General features: G+C 70.1%; 13 protein-coding genes and 1 pseudogene. 9 read left to right on the top strand and 5 right to left on the bottom strand.

Annotated features, from left to right (window positions below; all coding sequences use genetic code 11):
- Positions 1 to 47: 47 nt before the first annotated feature.
- Positions 48 to 398: a rhodanese-like domain-containing protein gene (locus tag I6J71_RS43755; RefSeq protein WP_204092214.1), complete on the top strand. Its 351-nt coding sequence runs from the start codon at positions 48 to 50 to the stop codon at positions 396 to 398.
- A gap of 1,200 nt (positions 399 to 1,598) precedes the next feature.
- Complete coding sequence (locus I6J71_RS43750) at positions 1,599 to 2,549, top strand: DUF4328 domain-containing protein (protein ID WP_370542258.1); 951 nt, start codon at positions 1,599 to 1,601, stop codon at positions 2,547 to 2,549.
- Between the two features lie 111 nt (positions 2,550 to 2,660).
- Here the strand turns inward: I6J71_RS43750 and I6J71_RS43745 are convergent, their stop codons facing one another.
- Complete coding sequence (locus I6J71_RS43745) at positions 2,661 to 3,257, bottom strand: TetR/AcrR family transcriptional regulator (protein ID WP_204092213.1); 597 nt, start codon at positions 3,255 to 3,257, stop codon at positions 2,661 to 2,663.
- Positions 3,258 to 3,426: 169 nt separating this feature from the next.
- Here I6J71_RS43745 and I6J71_RS50100 point away from each other — a divergent pair, with 169 nt between their 5' ends.
- From I6J71_RS50100 to mca, 3 genes and pseudogenes are all read left to right on the top strand, one after another.
- Positions 3,427 to 3,723 carry an MFS transporter gene (locus tag I6J71_RS50100; RefSeq protein ID WP_204092212.1) on the top strand — a complete coding sequence of 99 codons (297 nt, stop codon included), beginning with the start codon at positions 3,427 to 3,429 and terminating at the stop codon, positions 3,721 to 3,723.
- Positions 3,723 to 4,460, top strand: a pseudogene (locus I6J71_RS43735) (MFS transporter); the annotation flags it as partial. The gene I6J71_RS50100 and the pseudogene I6J71_RS43735, both read left to right, overlap by 1 nt.
- Positions 4,461 to 4,764: 304 nt before the next feature.
- Complete coding sequence (gene mca, locus I6J71_RS43730; RefSeq protein WP_204097554.1) at positions 4,765 to 5,562, top strand: mycothiol conjugate amidase Mca; 798 nt, start codon at positions 4,765 to 4,767, stop codon at positions 5,560 to 5,562.
- Between the two features lie 3 nt (positions 5,563 to 5,565).
- On the opposite strand, the gene I6J71_RS43725 is transcribed toward mca, so the two are convergent.
- On the bottom strand, positions 5,566 to 6,720 hold the full coding sequence (locus I6J71_RS43725; RefSeq protein WP_204092211.1) for a cytochrome P450: 1,155 nt from the start codon (positions 6,718 to 6,720) through the stop codon (positions 5,566 to 5,568).
- A gap of 76 nt (positions 6,721 to 6,796) precedes the next feature.
- Here I6J71_RS43725 and I6J71_RS43720 point away from each other — a divergent pair, with 76 nt between their 5' ends.
- The 4 genes from I6J71_RS43720 (at position 6,797) to I6J71_RS43705 (ending at position 9,626) form a co-directional block, all read left to right on the top strand.
- Positions 6,797 to 7,672: a DUF5926 family protein gene (locus tag I6J71_RS43720; protein WP_204092210.1), complete on the top strand. Its 876-nt coding sequence runs from the start codon at positions 6,797 to 6,799 to the stop codon at positions 7,670 to 7,672.
- A gap of 94 nt (positions 7,673 to 7,766) precedes the next feature.
- Positions 7,767 to 8,120 carry a DUF952 domain-containing protein gene (locus tag I6J71_RS43715; RefSeq protein WP_204092209.1) on the top strand — a complete coding sequence of 118 codons (354 nt, stop codon included), beginning with the start codon at positions 7,767 to 7,769 and terminating at the stop codon, positions 8,118 to 8,120.
- A gap of 121 nt (positions 8,121 to 8,241) precedes the next feature.
- Entirely contained in the window at positions 8,242 to 8,811 is a 570-nt protein-coding gene (locus tag I6J71_RS43710; RefSeq protein WP_370542257.1) for a SigE family RNA polymerase sigma factor, read from the top strand.
- A complete protein-coding gene (locus I6J71_RS43705; RefSeq protein ID WP_204092207.1) occupies positions 8,808 to 9,626 on the top strand; it encodes a hypothetical protein in 819 nt (272 codons plus the stop codon). The genes I6J71_RS43710 and I6J71_RS43705 overlap by 4 nt, the downstream gene beginning before the upstream one ends.
- Positions 9,627 to 10,186: 560 nt before the next feature.
- On the opposite strand, the gene I6J71_RS43700 is transcribed toward I6J71_RS43705, so the two are convergent.
- From I6J71_RS43700 to I6J71_RS43690, 3 genes are all read right to left on the bottom strand, one after another.
- On the bottom strand, positions 10,187 to 10,738 hold the full coding sequence (locus I6J71_RS43700) for a ferritin (RefSeq protein ID WP_204092206.1): 552 nt from the start codon (positions 10,736 to 10,738) through the stop codon (positions 10,187 to 10,189).
- 153 nt (positions 10,739 to 10,891) lie between these two features.
- Positions 10,892 to 12,076 carry an arginine deiminase gene (locus tag I6J71_RS43695; RefSeq protein ID WP_204097553.1) on the bottom strand — a complete coding sequence of 395 codons (1,185 nt, stop codon included), beginning with the start codon at positions 12,074 to 12,076 and terminating at the stop codon, positions 10,892 to 10,894.
- Positions 12,077 to 12,127: 51 nt separating this feature from the next.
- Complete coding sequence (locus tag I6J71_RS43690) at positions 12,128 to 12,952, bottom strand: CPBP family intramembrane glutamic endopeptidase (RefSeq protein ID WP_204092205.1); 825 nt, start codon at positions 12,950 to 12,952, stop codon at positions 12,128 to 12,130.
- Positions 12,953 to 12,967: the final 15 nt, after the last annotated feature.

The following is a 12,967-nucleotide window of genomic DNA, read 5'->3' as shown; positions in this document are numbered from 1 at the left end:
CGTCTTCCTCACACGCGTACAACGCCTGGACATGGGAGCATGGAACTGTGGTGAGCCCCGCTGAACTGCCGACGGCCGAGGTCCGTGACCTGCCGAAGGACGGCATCCCCCTGCTCGACGTCCGCGAAGACGACGAGTGGGCCGCCGGCCACGCGCCCGGCGCGAAGCACATCCCGCTCGGCGAACTGCCCGCGCGCGTCGACGAGCTCTCCGAGTTCCCCGACGACCAGCCCGTCTACGTCATCTGCCGCAGCGGCGGCCGCTCCGCCCGCGCGACCGCCTGGCTGAACGCCAGCGGCTGGGACGCCGTCAACGTCGCCGGCGGCATGGGCTCCTGGGCCCACGAGGGCCGCCCCATGGTGAGCGAGCACCCGGACACCGAACCCGAGGTCATCTGAGGGATGCACCCAGGCCAGCCTCCTGTCCCTCCCGGCTCCGCGGGCCCACCCGGCTCCGGCGGGCCGGGCTGGCCTCAGTATCCGACCTGGCACGGCCCTGGCTCGGACACTGATCGGGCTGCTTCGTCTTCGGTTTCGGCTTCGGCCGAGTCCGCCCCGGACGGCTGGGTCCCCGGCTTCGACCATCCGGACCCGAACGACGACTACCCGCAGAATGGCTCCGGTACCGGGCCTGAGAACCGCAACCCCTACGCCCCATCGCCCGCCCAGAACACCTTCGGCGCGGCGACCGAGGGCGGCCACACCTACTCGCAAGGCGGTCCCCACCCGGAACCCGCCCACCACCTGCCCGCGGCGGGCTATCCGCAGAACGGTTTCGGCTCACCTCCGCCCCCGTCGGAGGCCACCCCGTACACCCAGAACGGCTACGGCGCCGAACCTGAGCCCGCCAACCCGTACGCGCGACCCGGCGCTGGCGAGCCTCCCCAGAACGGCTTTGTCGCACCCGAGAATCGCGATCCGTACACGTCGCCTGACAGCGGCCAACACCAGCAGAACGCCTTCGACGCAAGCCCCGAGGGCGCCGCGCGCACTCCGCCCGACACTGGCCAGTACCCCCGGAATGGCTTCGGCGCGGGACCCGGGGGCGGTAATCCGCAGGCCGCGTCCGGCGCTGGCCAATACCCGCAGAATGGGTTCGCTGCGCCCGACGGGGGCAGTCCGTACTCGGTGTCCGGCAGCGGTCGGTATCCGCAGAGCCCTCTCGGCGAAGGGCCCAAGGGCGAGCCGTACACCTCGCCGGGCGCTGGCCAGCACGCCCAGAGCGGCTTCGTCGCGCCTGCCGGCGGCAATCCGGATGCCTCAACCGATGCTGGTCTGCACCCGCAGAACGGCTTTGGCGCAGGCCCCGAGGGTCGCAATCCGTATGCCCCGCCCGGCAGCAGTCAGTACCCACAGAACGGTTTTGGTGCATGGCCGGAGAGCAACCCGTACGCCGCGCCGGGCGCTGGCCAGGAGGCTCCGAACGGGTTTGGCGGGCCCGCGGGCGGCAACCCGTACGCCCGGCCTGGCGGCGGCCCGCAGCCCGGCGCCGCGCAGGCCGGTCTTGGGCGGGCCCCGGTCGGCGGGCAAGTTCAGTACCCGCCGTTCACGCCACCGTCGCCGCAGGCGCAGCCGTTCACCGCGGCGCCGCAGGGCCAGATCCAGCGAAGCGGTGCCGAGCCGTCGACACACCACCCGGCTCCGCGGCAGCAACGTCCCCGTCCGCGGCTGAGGTGGGTCGCCTCGCCGCCGCCTGGCGCGGTGCCACGGCGCCGCGCGGTGGCGGCCAAGCCGTACGACGGTCCGCCCTCGTACCCCGTCCCGCCGCGGTGGGGCTTTCCGAACCTGGTCTGGCGCCGCCCGACCACGGTGCCCGGCACGGCGTCCGGCGCGGTGCGGCCGATCGACCGCATTCCGGTGCTGGCGCAGAGCCTTCGCACGATTCTCTGGACGTTCGCCGTCCTCGCGCTCGCGGCCGCGGGCTCGGAGGTCTGGCGCTACGTCCTCCTGGTGCAGAGCCGCGATTCGGCGCTGAGCACGTCGGTCGTCGGCTTCTCCGATGCGTTCGTCGTCACTGCCGGGCTGCTCACCACGATCCTGTCGCTGCTGCCGGCGGGCCTGTCGGTGTGGTGGCTGCTCGTCGCGCGCCAGGCCGCCGCCGACGAGTCCGGAGTCGAGCCCGCGCGGCCGGTCTGGCAGGTGCTCGTGGGCGTGCTCGTGCCGATCGCGAACCTGCCGCTCGCGCTGTCCGTGGTCGGCGAGCTCGAGCACTCCATCCTCCGCCGCCCCCGCGACGAACGCCCCAAGCCCTCCCGCTTGGTCCTCCTCTGGTGGGGCGCGTGGAACGTCAACTGGGTCATGCTGGTCGTCACGGTCATCTGGCGCCTCCGCCCGGGCGTCCAGGCCATGGCCGACAGCGTCGTCCTCGTCGCGATCACCGACGTCACCGCCGCCGCACTGGCCATCCTCACGGCCCTCGTCATCCGCCGCTTCTCCGACCTGCTCATGCCCATCGCGCCCGACCGCCTGCGCACTCTCCGCGTCCTCAAGGTCGACGGCGCCCCCGCCCCCGAACTCCACACCGCCCGCCCCGTCGGCGCGGCTCGCTGATCCTCGTTCGCCCGGTCGGCGCGGCTTGCTGATAGCCGCTCGCCCCGTCGGCGTGGCTCACTGAGCTTCGCTCGCTCAGAAATCGCCGGCCCCCGAAGGATTCACTGACCGTCAGCCGAGCGCCGGCTCCAGTTGAGCGAAGGCCTTCGTCGCTGAGTCATGCACCTTCGTGGCCAGGTCGTCGGCCCCGGCGCCGGCGTAGGTGAGGTCCCAGACGTCGTCGAACAGAAGCCGCAGCACGGACGTGAGGTGTGCCCCCGCCGCGCGCGGCAAGATCTCGTCGCGCCGGTCGAGCGCGACCAGCTCGGCCACCAGCGCACGCTCGCGGTCGAGGTGCATCTGCGCGAGCGCGGACACCAGCTTCTCGCTCTCCCGCACCATCCGTACGAACTCGATCCCGGCGAACCCCAGCAACGCACTCCGCTTCTCGAGCGCTGCGAAGTACCCGTCCCGCACGGCCGCGAACGGCGGCACTGACCGATCCGCCAGCACCAGCTTCGCCGGCCAGTCGACGAAGTCATTCCGGATGTCGAAAACCAGGTCTTCCTTGCGTCCGAAGTGGTTCGTCACGGTCATCTTCGCGACGCGCGCCGCCTCCGCGACATCCGCGATCGTCACCACCTCGAACCCCCGTTCGATGAACAGCCGCGTCGCCGCGTGCGAGATGTTCTGCCGGGTCTCCAGCTTCTTCTGCTCCCTCAGGCTCATCCCGTCATCTTAGTAGGTTCGACCTATTTTTAGGCTTGACCTATAAACTAGGTTCGACCTAATCTCTGGTTCGACCTAACCAACTGGGGGCTTGATGAAAACTCACCCGAAACCATCCACAGCCGACCCGGGCGACGCGGGCCTCTGGCGCCTCGGCGGCGTTTTGATCATGGGCGCGGTGCTGTCTATCCCCGACGCGACGATCGTGTCCGCGGGCATCGGTACGATCGCCCACGACCTGGGCAGCCCGCTCACGGCGGTCCAGTGGGTGTCCAGCGCCTACCTGCTCGCGGCCTCGCTCACGATCCCGCTCTCCGGCTGGCTCACCGACCGTTTCGGTGGCAAGGCGGTCTGGCTCCGCGCCGTCGCGCTGTTCACCGCCGGCACCCTGCTCTGGGGCTTCGCCCGGTCCGCGCCGGCGCGCTCATCCTCTTCCGCGCCATCCACGGCCTCGGCGGCGATTTGATGCAGCCCGTCGGCCAAGCACTCTTCGCGCGGGCCGCGGGCCCGAAGCTCGCGCGGATGATCGGCGTCGTCACCCTGCCGGCCACCGTCGCGCCCGTCCTGGGCCCCCTCCTCGGCGGCGCGCTCATCCAGGGCTTCGGCTGGCGCTGGCTCTTCTTCGGCATCGTCCCGCTCGGCCTCGCGACCCTCACGCTCGGCTCTCGCGTCCTGCCCGGCCGGACGTCGCGGACCGAGCCCGCCACTACCAGGCAACCAGCCTTCGCCACCACCAGTCCAGCCAACCGGCGCATCCCGGTGGACAACCGAACCGCATCCACCGCCCCGCTGACCGAGCTCGCGAACAACGGCACTCCATCCACAGAACCGCACAAGCCCGGGAATCCACCTGTGGACAACCGCACTCCATCCACAGCCCTGCGCGAACCCTTCGACCTTCGCGGCCTCTTCCTTCTCCCGCCCGGCCTCGCCGCCCTCGGTTACGGGCTAGCCGACGGCGCGACCCCGGTCGCGATCGCCGGCGCCGTCCTCCTCGTCGCCTACGGACTCCACGCCCGCCGCGTCGCGGCGCCCCTGCCGGACCTGAACCTGTTCTCCCACAAGCCTTTCGCACTGGCGAGCGCGAGCACGTTCCTCCTGGGCGCGTCCCTCTACAGCTCCATACTCCTGCTCCCCCTCTACTACGAGCAGGCCGAGCACACCACCGCCCTCGCCGCCGGCCTGCTGCTGGCCCCACAAGCGCTCGGGTCCGCCACCGCGCTGCTCGACGGCGGCAAGATCATCGAAAAACTGGGCGCACGCATTTGCCATGCTCACCGGTATCGGCCTGTCGCTCCTGCGCACGATCGTGTTCACCCAGATCGACCACGCGCCCACCCCGGCCCTGCTCACCGCGTCGTTCTTCATCAGGGGCCTCGACCTCGGTGCCACGACCACCCCCGGCATGACGATGCTCTACACCTCCCTGCCCCGCCGGAAGATCCCGCGCGAGCCTGTCCGCGCTCAGCCTCATCCCCGCCGCCCTCTTCCCGAAAGGACCAGGGAAATGACCCTCCGCCTGCTGGCCGTCCACGCCCACCCCGACGACGAATCCAGCAAGGGCGCCGCCACGCTCGCCAAGTACGCGGCCGAGGGCGTCGACGTCCTCGTGGCCACCTGCACCGGCGGGGAACGCGGAGATGTGCTCAACCCAGCGTTCGACACCCCGGCTGTCCACAAGGACCTGCCCGCCATCCGGCGTCGCGAAATGGCGGCCGCGGCGGAGATCCTCGGTGTGCGTCAACGGTTCCTCGGCCACGTCGACTCCGGCCTGAACCAGCCCTTGCCCGACGGCTCCTTCGCCGCACTGTCCATTGAGGACGCGAGTGGGCCGCTTACCCGACTCATGCGCGAATTCCGTCCACAGGTCGTGATCACCTACGACGAAACCGGCGGTTATCCACACCCCGACCACATCCGGACCCACGAAGTCACCAGAAAAGCCTTCGACGCGACCGAAGACGGCACGCCGCGCAAGCTCTACTACCTCGCCACCCTCAGCCGTGCGTGGTTCCAGGCCATGCACGACGCTACGGAAGCCGCCGGGCTCGAATCCCGGATGGGTCCAGTCCTCGACGAGCTCCCGCCCGACCGGCTCCCCGTCACCACTCGGATCCGCTGCGAGCAGCACTTCGCCACCCGCGACCGCGCGCTCAAGGCCCACGCCACCCAGACCGACCCGGCCCACCCGTTCTTCAGCCACGACCGCGACCTCGAACGCGCCACCTGGCCGTGGGAGGACTACCACCTGGTCAACGGCACCCCGGCCGAGACGGAAGACGACCTCTTCGCGGGTCTACGGTGAAGATCAGGCCGTCACCGGCAACGTCCGCAGACCCCGAATCACGAACTCGGGCCGCCGATCCGGCTCGCCGGCCTGCCGCAGCCCCGGCAGCCTTGTGGACAACGCCGACAACGCCGCCGCGATCTCCACCCGAGCCAGTGGCGCCCCGACGCAGTAGTGGATGCCCATCCCGAACCCGAGGTGGGCGTTGGGGGACCGGCCGATGTCCAGCGTGTCCGGCTCGTCGAACACCTTCGGATCCCGCGCCGCGGCCCCGAGCAGCGCGCCGATCTTCGCGCCGCGTTCGACGCGGTAGCCCGCGATGTCCACATCTTCGGTGGCCGTCCGTTCGAAGAGCTGCAACGGCGCGTCGAACCGGATCAGTTCTTCCACAGCCGAGTCGAGCAACGTTGGGTCGGACACAAGCCGCTCCCATTGCGAGCGGTGCGTCAGCAGGGCGGTGACGCCGTTGCCGATCACGTTCACGGTCGCTTCGTGGCCGGCCATCAACAGGAGGACGGCGGTGGCCACGACCTCGTCTGGCGTCAGCTCGCTCGCCACGAGGTCGGCCACGATCCCGCCCGGGGTCCCGCTCACGACCTCGCGCAGGTAGGTCACGAAATCGGCCGCGGCCTGCTCGGCGGGGTCGCGGCCGGCCTCCGGCAGGCCGAACTCGTACATCTTCACGATGGCGTTGCTCCACGTCACCAGCTGCGGCCCGTCCTCGACGGGGATGCCGAGCAGCTCGGCGATCACGGCCACCGGCAGCGGCTGCGCGAGGTGCTCGAGCAGGTCGGCACTGCCGTCGGCGGCGATCTTGCCCGCCAGTGTGTCCACCATGGACGAAGCGAGCCGCGCGACCATCGGCCGCAGCCGCTGCACGTGCCCGCGCCCGAACTCGCCCGCGATCACGCGCCGCAGCCGAGTGTGGGCCGGCGCTTCGTTCTCGAGCAGGGAGTTGCGGTGCAGCAGGTTGAACGAGGCAAACCGCTCGAGCGGCTGCGCGTCCGTCCAGATCCGGCCCAGCCCGCGGTGGCGCAGCACGGCGGCAGCTGCGGAGTGCGAGACCGTGATCGCCAGGTCGAGCCCAGCGTGGTGGTGCACCTCGCCCTCGGCGCGCAGCGCGGCGAACGCCGGGTAGGGGTCGGCGAGGAAGGCTGGATCGGAGGCGTCGAACACGCGCCGACTCTAACCCGGGCGCCCCTCGCAGCCCGCGCTTCGATAGCGTCTGGCGTCGAGCTTTGAGGAGGCTGAAGTGGGTAAGGGCGCGCGGAAGAAGGGTCCCAAGCCGGACCGCAAGCCGAAGGTGCGCGACGTCTTCGTCGGCCAGCCCTTCGAGGGCCTGGCGGCCGAACCGGAACTGATCGCGCTGCGCGAGTTCGTCCCGTCGGCCACGGCGAAGCTGACGCTTGCCGAAGGCGGCGACGTCACCCTCGCCACCGTGCTGCCCATGGCGGCCGCGGCGTTCGTCCGCTCCGACGGGCAGCGCTACCTCGGCCTGCAGGTGCAGACGCGCTCGTCGGACATCAGCCGCGACCTCGGCCGGGCCCTGCGCTGGGTGCTCGACGCGCAGCCCGGCGACGTGCTGTCCGTGCCGGACACCACCTCGCCCACTGACCCCGACGAACACAACCGCCTGCAGGACCTGCTCGTTCCCGCCGCCGAGCTAGAGGTCGAGCTCCACAGCGACTTCGGCTGGTGGCTGCCGGAGGACGCCGACGCCAGTGGTGACGTCGCGGTGTCGCTCGAGCGCGCGAACGCGGCGATCATGCCCACCGACCGCCTCGGCGCCGGTGCGTACTGGGTGCTCGCCGGCGAGAAGGCGCACCTGCGCTGGGTCCGCCCAGAGCCGGAGAACCTGCTGCTGCAAGCGCTTGCGCGCCTGTCCGCGGCGGGTACGCTGGGCCTCGGCGAGGGCACGCGTTATGCCGGCTCGTTCCGCGCTCACGGCCTGCTCGTCCCCGTGTGGGACCTCGACCCCGAGGCTCACGCCCGGGAATGGGCCGAACCCAAGGACCAGCTCGGCGCCCGCCTCGAGGAAGCGCTGAAGTCCCTCGACATCGAGCCGCTGAACGCCGCCGAGCGGCGCGCCCGCGACGGCCTCATCGGGCGCCAGCTCACGATCCGCTGACGTGCGCTGTGGAAGTTTGACACCGAACTTCCACAGCGCAGAACCCGCGTAATCCGTTACCTGGGTCGGACCCAACGATGGCACGATCACGGCCGTGATCCTCCACATCTGCTCCCGTGACGAGTGGGCCGCGATCCCCGACGACGGCGAGTACCGCGCGCCGTCGCTCGAGGAGATCGGGTTCATCCACTGCTCGGACCCCGGCACGGTCTCGCTGCCGGCGAACGCCCTGTACCACGGCCGCACGGACCTCCTGCTGCTCGAAATCGACCCGGTGAAGCTCGATGCGCGCGTCGTCTGGGAGGAGGGCGCCCCGCCGCACCCGGACGGAATCTTGTTCCCCCACGTTTACGGGCCGATTCCGCGAAACGCTGTGGCCTCGGTACACGATTTCCCAGCTGGCACGGACGGTTCGTTGAAGCTGCCTGAGTCACTCTCCGTGCGCTGAGCCACCCGGCCTGCCACGGGAAGTAGTGGCAACGGCCGGACAACCTGCGGGGGCTGCCATGCGTGTGGGGGATGACGAGGACGCGGTGCTCGGCGATCCCATCCGGGGAGGGGGCGATACGGTGACGGCAGCGGCACCTGTCATCGCGGGGGGAGATCCGGCGTGGGTGGCGGGCGCCCGAGCCGTGCCCGAGCCCAGGGTGTTCACCGACTTCGGCGACTTCGTGCAGTCCAGCCTCCCCGGGCTGCTGCGCTACGGCCACGCCCTCGCCGGCAACCCGCACGACGCCGCCGACCTCGTGCAGACCGTGCTCGAGAAGATCGGCGCACGGTGGTCGTATGTGCGGCAGAAGACCGGTGATCCGCTCGCGTACACGCGGCGGTCGATGGCCAACGCCCACGTCAGCCGCTGGAGACGCACGCGTCGCGAAAACCTGGTCGCGGACCTGCCGGACACGAGCCAGTCTGCGCCCGCGGACCCGTTCGAGCACGAGCCGTTGTGGCAGGCGCTGCGAAATCTGCCGCCGAGGCAACGCGCGGTGGTCGTGCTGCGTTATTACGAAGGACTGTCCGAGGCCGAGATCGCGGAAGCGCTGGGGGTCAGCCAGGGGACGGTGAAGAGCCAGGCCAGCAAGGCCATCGCTTCGTTGCGGACGAAGCTGAAGCACGGGGAAGGGAGCGCAGCGGGTTGAACGTCTCCGAGGACGAGCTCGAACAGCGGCTCCGCGCCCTCTTCTCCGACGAGCGGCTCGGCGTCGAGGCGCCGTCCGGTGCCGCGCCCGCCATCGTGGCGGGTGCCCGGCGACGTCGGCAGCGGCGAAAGGTGCTGATCTCGGCGTCTGGTGCGGTGTGCGCGCTGGCGGTGGTGTCGGGTGGGCTCGCTGTGGTCAAGTTCCAGGGCACCACCGGGACGGCCGATTTGTCCGCTTCTTCGCTGACGGTGACGGACGTTTCCCCGTCGCCTTCAGCGTCGGCGGCGGTTTCGGTGGGTGTGCCGGGATCGCAGACTCAGGAGCCGTCGACGAAAGGGGGCGCGCCGCCGCCCCCTCCGCGCAATTCCCACGCGCCGGCGCCTCCGACGCGGCGTTCGGCGCCGGTGAAGGTCATGAAGGGACCGTTGCTGACTGCCGACGGGCTCGGCAGCGTCAAGCTCGGGATGACCGAGCAGCAGCTCGCCGACCAGGGGCTGACGTTGACGCCGGTCAAGGAGTCGGCGGGCTGCACGTACTACGAAGTTGCCGGCGAAGGGGTCCCCGCCGCGACCGCGGTGGTGTCGGCGGACGAGGGGGTGGTCGTGGTGAAGCCGGACGGCGCAGCGCACACCCCGGAGGGCGTCGGTGCGGGTTCGGCGAAGGAGGACGTCACCGCCGCGTACCCCGACACAGCCGCCTCGTCGGACGGCCTCGTCGCCCCCACCGGCGACCGCGCCTACCACTTCACCCTCGCCGACGACGGCTCCGTGTCGAGCGTCGACGTCCGCGCCACGAACCAGACCTGCGCCGCCTGACCTGTCGGCGCTTCGCGAGGAACCCGGGCTGTCCACAGGGGGAGAGCTCGGGTTTCCTCGTTTTCGGCAGGCTGTGGACAGGTGGGTAGGCCTGACCTAGAGACGGGTTCGGCCCATGCGTGCTGCAAACGCGGTCGCTGAGCCCTGCGGACGGCTGACTGTGTCCGACCCAGCATTGGGTCCGACCCAATTGCGGTTTGTATGGCCCTGCGCCCGCGTTTGTCGGCATTGACCTGGCGTGGCAGGCTGCCGGACATCTCCGGGCTCGCGCCGGCGGTAGCTGCCGACGGGACCTGGCGTTGGCAGGTGGATGCTCGCTGAGCTTGACCCAGTGCTGGGTGCGATCCCGCACCAGGGGCCAGGGCCGGCGTCAGGTCGGATCTAGCGATGGATGCAATCAGCTGGTCGGCACTGCAGGCTTGTGAAGGGCTGGGGTGGGCTCGACCCAGCATTGTGTCCGACCCAAGCCACGACAGCCGTGTTCGGGTGTGGGCAACCCGGAAACGACGAAGCCCGGGCTGTCCCGCGAGGGACAGCCCGGGCTTCGCGAGCTGGTTGGGTTACAGCGCGCCACCCGCGACGGGGGGCATGCCGGCGTCCGGGGCGGACGTGCCGACGGCCTCGCGGTGCAGGAACTTCTCGATCTCGTACACGTTGTCGCCCGCCCGGCGCGCGACCGTGAGCAGCGTGGACATCTGCGAGATCTCTTCCACCTGCTCCTTGAGGAACCACTGCGTGAACTGCTCGCTGATGTAGTCCTCTTCGGCCCGCGCGGCCTTCGCCATCGTGGAGATGTCGGCGGCAACTTCCTTCTCCTGCTCCAGCGCGAGCTCGAGGAGCTCGATCGGGGCGGAGAAGTCGTTGCGGACGTCCTTCACGCCGGGAACTTCGACGTGGTGGTCGCGGTCCAGCATGTACTGGACGAGCGCCATCGCGTGGTTGCGCTCTTCCACCGACTGCTTGTAGAAGTGCTTCGCGAGCTGCGGCAGGTCCTCGTTGTCGAACCAGACCGCCAGCGCGACGTACTGCTGGGAGGCGTGGAACTCGTTCTGGATCTGTGCCTGCAGCAGTTCGTAGAACTTCGAGCGCGGTTCTTTCTTCGTGAGGGCCATGCTGACAACGGTACGACAACTCCTGATTGATTTCCACTTTCAGCTGGTGATGTGCACCCTATTAGGGTTACTATTCCTAAAGAAATCGACACTACTTTTGGTTAGCCTCGCCTTAATAAATTCAAGGCAATTAGGGAAGGCTAACTTTTGCTTTTAGATCGTGTCCCGAAGGATCGGGCACGACATGCAGCGCGGCCCGCCCCGGCCGGAACCGAGTTCGGATCCGGTGATGGCCAGGACCTCGATCCCGGCGGCGGCCAGGCGCTCGTTGGTCTCCACGTTGCGCTCGTAACCCACGACGACGCCCGGCGCGAGCGCGAGCGTGTTGTTGCCGTCGTCCCATTGCTCGCGTTCGGCGGTCACCGGGTCGAGTCCGGTGTCGATCACGCGCAGCCGGTCGATGCCCATCGCTTCCGCGGCCGCGCTGAGGAACGGCGCCGGGCCGGCGACCTTCACGCCGCCGTCGCCGGTCGGACGGACGGTGAACGCCGTGAGCGAATCGCGCGCGAGCGGGTACATGACCACGGCGTCGGCCGCGACCATCGTGCACACGGTGTCCAGGTGCATCGTCGCGCGCGACTGCTCGATCGGCACGGCCAGCACGGTGTGGGCGAGCCCGTCGGCGAACACCGAGCGTGCGAGCGACTCCGCGCCCGCCGGCGTGGTCCGCTCGCCGATGCCGACGGCCACCACGCCCGGGGCCAGCAGCATCACGTCGCCGCCCTCGATGGGTGCGGAGTGGGCGCCGTACGCGCGCGCGGCGTGGCGGAAGCGCGGGTGGTAGGCGTAGACGAGGTCGAGCACAGCCGTCTCGCGCCGCCGCGCGGGCATGGTCAGCGACGAGATCGCGACACGGTCGCCGATCCACGCCGACGAGTCGCGCGTGAACAACAGGTTCGGCAGCGGGTCGACGGCGAAGTCGTGCGGATCGCGCATCATGCGCACCAGCGACGCGCCCTCGGACGTCGGCAGCTCCTCGAACGTGAGGCCCGCCATGAGGACCTCGGCGAGCGTGCCGGCGTCGACGCCACTGAGGTGCGAGCGCAGTGAATCGGCGAGGTCGGCGCCGAGACGACGTTCATCCACAGCCGCGTGGACGCCCGCGGCGTGGGCGCGCTGGTCTTCGAGCGCCGTGCGCAGGGTGTCGGCCAGCAGCAGCACTTCGACGCCGCGGCTGCGGAGCACTTCCGCGAACGCGTCGTGTTCTTCCTGGGCTCGATCCACCCACGGGATGGAGTCGAAGAGGAGCTGGTCGTTGTTGCGGGGGGTCAGCCTTTTGAGCTCGTTTCCCGGCCGGTGCAGGAGAACCGCACGAAGGGGTCCGACTTCGCTGTCCACCCTGGGTGGTGCCGTCACGTCGTTCACTGGGCCGAGCCTAATGAGCGACGGTCAGGGGAGCCAGGAAACCTGGCCTTTCAGGAGCGAATAGCCGACGAAAGACACCACGTCGAAAAGGGTGTGGGCGGCGACGAGCGGCCACAGGCGGTTGGTGCGCTGCCAGACGCGGCCGAAGACGAGCCCCATGATGAGGTTCCCGACGAACCCGCCGAAACCCTGGTACAGGTGGTACGAGCCGCGCAATACCGCGGCGCCCGCGAGTGAGGAGTTCTCGCGGACGCCCAGCTGCCGCAGCCGGGTGATCAGGTAGCCGACCACGAGCACCTCTTCGGCGAACGCGTTGCCGAACGCCGAGAGCGTGAGCGCGACGGGCCGCCACCACGTATCGCCCAAAGTGGACGGTTGGACCGCGAGGCTGAAGCCCAGGTGGTAGGAGAGGAAGTACAGACCGAGGCCGGGGATGCCGATCACGGCGGCCAGGCCGACGGTGATGAGCGCGTCGGACCGGGGGGAGCGGCGGTCGAGGCCGACGTCACGCAGCTTGAGGCCGGCGCGCCACAGCAGGTACAGGCCGAGCGCACCCCAGCCGACGAGCTGCAGCGCGCCGAGCAGCTGCTGGAGCAGGTCCAGCAGGCTGGCGGCGGCCTGGGGGACGTTGAGCTGCACCTGCTGCTGGGCGAGTGGGACGGGCCGCAGCAGGGAGTCCACAAGGGACAGCAGGCTGCGGGCGCCCGAGAGCCCGAGGGTGATGCCGAAGACGAGCACCAGCTCCAGCTTGATCGCCCGGCGCTCCTTTTCGTCCGCCACGGGCGCGGGGAGTTCCGGCGGAACGGGCAGCAGCCAGGATCGCAGGCCCGATCGCTCTGTGGTGCTCATGAGCGCACGCTACCG

The sequence above is a fragment of the Amycolatopsis sp. FDAARGOS 1241 genome (assembly GCF_016889705.1).
Taxonomy (GTDB): domain Bacteria; phylum Actinomycetota; class Actinomycetes; order Mycobacteriales; family Pseudonocardiaceae; genus Amycolatopsis.
Note: the sequence above shows the minus strand (reverse complement) of the source record. Positions and strands in the feature narration are given on the sequence as shown.

Coding starts and splice junctions, on each gene's coding strand:
- I6J71_RS43745 (WP_204092213.1), bottom strand. CDS start 3,257: ATGAGCCTGAGGGAGCAGAAGAAGCTGGAGACCCGGCAGAACATCTCG.
- I6J71_RS50100 (WP_204092212.1), top strand. CDS start 3,427: ATGGGCGCGGTGCTGTCTATCCCCGACGCGACGATCGTGTCCGCGGGC.
- mca (WP_204097554.1), top strand. CDS start 4,765: ATGACCCTCCGCCTGCTGGCCGTCCACGCCCACCCCGACGACGAATCC.
- I6J71_RS43700 (WP_204092206.1), bottom strand. CDS start 10,738: ATGGCCCTCACGAAGAAAGAACCGCGCTCGAAGTTCTACGAACTGCTG.
- I6J71_RS43690 (WP_204092205.1), bottom strand. CDS start 12,952: ATGAGCACCACAGAGCGATCGGGCCTGCGATCCTGGCTGCTGCCCGTT.